Origin of the sequence: Streptomyces sp. WAC04114, from assembly GCF_019733245.1 — a bacterium.
GTDB lineage: Bacteria > Actinomycetota > Actinomycetes > Streptomycetales > Streptomycetaceae > Streptomyces > Streptomyces massasporeus_A.
Genome location: NZ_JAIGQA010000340.1, coordinates 1 through 2,491 on the forward strand (window position 1 = coordinate 1; position 2,491 = coordinate 2,491).

The following is a 2,491-nucleotide window of genomic DNA, read 5'->3' on the forward strand; positions in this document are numbered from 1 at the left end:
CCCAAAGCCCCCGACCTGTGAAGACCCCGGCCGCATCGGCCGCCACGGGCCGTTCGACTGAGGCTTGGCACACCGTAACGGCTTGTGGGCGGTTTGAGGATGTGTCGTGACGAAATGAACAGGACGTCCGTCACGCGTACCGCGCTGTCGGCCCCAAGGTCACGCGCCTTAGACTCCGGGAGTGACCGTCACCGCAACCTCCGTCGGCGAATCGGACCAGCTGGAGCCGCGCATCGCGCCCGGGGCACGGACGTGGGCCCGGCGATCGGCACGTCTCGTCCCTGCCGCCGCGGCCGCACTCTCCGGCCTGCTCCTCTATGTCTCCTTCCCGCCCCGCACGCTGTGGTGGCTGGCCCTGCCCGCCTTCGCCGTCCTCGGCTGGGTGCTGCGCGGCCGCGGCTGGAAGGCGGCCCTCGGACTCGGCTACCTCTTCGGCCTCGGCTTCCTGTTGCCGCTGCTGGTGTGGACCGGGGTGGAGGTGGGGCCGGGACCCTGGCTCGCCCTGGTGGCGATCGAGGCTCTCTTCGTCGCCGCGGTCGGCGCCGGGGTCGCGGCCGTGTCGAAGCTGCCCGGCTGGCCGGTGTGGGCGGCAGCGGTGTGGATCGCCGGCGAGGCGGCACGCGCGCGTGCGCCCTTCAACGGCTTCCCCTGGGGAAAGGTCGCGTTCGGCCAGGCTGACGGAGTGTTCCTGCCGCTCGCCGCGGTGGGCGGCACCCCGGTGCTCGGCTTCGCCGTCGTCCTGTGCGGCTTCGGGCTGTACGAGGTCATCAGGCTCGCCGTGCGGTGGCGGCGGACCGGTGAGGTCCGGCGGGGCGCGGCGGCCATGGGCCTGCTGAGCCTGTTCGTCCCGGTCGTGGGCGCGGTCGCGGCCCGGCCGCTGGTCAGCGACACGGCCGAGGACGGCCGGGCCACCGTCGCGGTGATCCAGGGCAACGTGCCCCGCGCCGGCCTCGACTTCAACGCCCAGCGGCGGGCCGTGCTCGACTACCACGCGCGCGAGACCGAGCGGCTCGCCGCCGAGGTCAAGGCCGGCAAGGTCGCACGGCCCGACTTCGTGCTGTGGCCGGAGAACTCCTCCGACATCGACCCCTTCGCCAACCCCGATGCCCGCACCGTCATCGACACGGCCGCCAAGTCCATCGGCGCGCCCATCTCGGTCGGCGGCGTCGTCGAACGGGACGGCAAGCTGTACAACGAGCAGATCCTGTGGGACCCGGCGAAGGGCCCCGTCGACACCTACGACAAGCGCCAGATCCAGCCCTTCGGCGAGTACCTGCCGCTGCGCTCGCTCATCGGCACGATCAACGAGAACTGGACGGCGATGGTCCGCCAGGACTTCAGCCGGGGCACCGAGCCTGGCGTGTTCACCATGGACGGCGCCAAGGTCGGACTCGTCACCTGCTACGAGGCCGCCTTCGACTGGACCGTGCGCTCCGAGGTCACCGACGGCGCCCAGCTGATCTCCGTGCCCAGCAACAACGCCACCTTCGACCGCAGCGAGATGACCTACCAGCAGCTCGCCATGTCCCGGGTGCGCGCGGTCGAGCACAGCCGGACCGTGACGGTGCCGGTGACCAGCGGAGTCAGCGCCATCATCATGCCGGACGGCAGGATCACCCAGAAGACCGGCATGTTCGTGGCCGACTCCCTGGTGCAGAAGGTGCCGCTGCGGTCCTCGCAGACCCCCGCCACCCGGCTCGGCATCCTGCCGGAGATCGCCCTCGTGCTGGTCGCGGCCGGCGGACTCGGCTGGGCCGTCGGCGCCGGGCTGCGCGAACGACGGGCCGGTGACGTGTAGCCGTACGCCGTCGGCGCCGCGCCGGTGACGTGTGTAGCCATACGCCGTCGGCGACGGGCCAGTGACGTGTAGCCGTACGTCGTTCGCACACAGCCTGAATCGCGCCAGGGCGCCGGAAGCGGCCCATTAGGGTCGACGGCATGGCTACTCCCGACTTCATCCGCACGCTCCGTGCCTCGGCCGGTCATCAGCTGCTCTGGCTCCCCGGGGTCACCGCCCTCGTCTTCGACGACGCGGGCAGAGTGCTGCTCAACCGCCGCGCCGACACCCGCGCGTGGTCCGTGCTCGGCGGCATCCCCGATCCGGGGGAGCAGCCCGCGGCCTGCGCGGTGCGGGAGGTCTACGAGGAGACGGCCGTGCGGTGCGTCGCCGAACGGGTCGTCCTCGTTCAGGCCCTGCAGCCCGTCACATACGAGAACGGCGACACCTGCCAGTACATGGACATCACCTTCCGCTGCCGGGCCGTCGGCGGTGAGGCGAAGGTCAACGACGACGAGTCGCTGGACGTGGCCTGGTTCGACGTCGACGCGCTGCCCGAGCTCAACGAGTTCGGCCTGCGGCGGATCAAGCAGGCCCTGTCGGACGACCCCACATGGTTCGACCCCACTGCCTCCGATTGAACTATGGGGCCTGACCACATGGGGTGGGGGAGGGGCGCTGCCTAGGGTCGAGTCATGACCGCGCCCCGTGCCC

General features: G+C 71.4%; 2 protein-coding genes. Both read left to right on the forward strand.

Annotated elements, in window-relative coordinates:
• The first annotated feature begins 181 nt into the window (after window positions 1–181).
• Complete coding sequence (gene lnt, locus K4G64_RS38960) at window positions 182–1,798, forward strand: apolipoprotein N-acyltransferase (RefSeq protein ID WP_221760572.1); 1,617 nt, start codon at window positions 182–184, stop codon at window positions 1,796–1,798.
• 140 nt (window positions 1,799–1,938) lie between these two features.
• Window positions 1,939–2,418, forward strand: coding sequence for an NUDIX domain-containing protein (locus K4G64_RS38965; protein WP_221760573.1), 480 nt, complete (start codon window positions 1,939–1,941; stop codon window positions 2,416–2,418).
• Window positions 2,419–2,491: the final 73 nt, after the last annotated feature.

Bases quoted from the DNA above. Each gene is read 5' to 3' on its own strand.
- K4G64_RS38965 (WP_221760573.1), top strand. From the start codon at position 1,939: ATGGCTACTCCCGACTTCATCCGCACGCTCCGTGCCTCGGCCGGTCAT.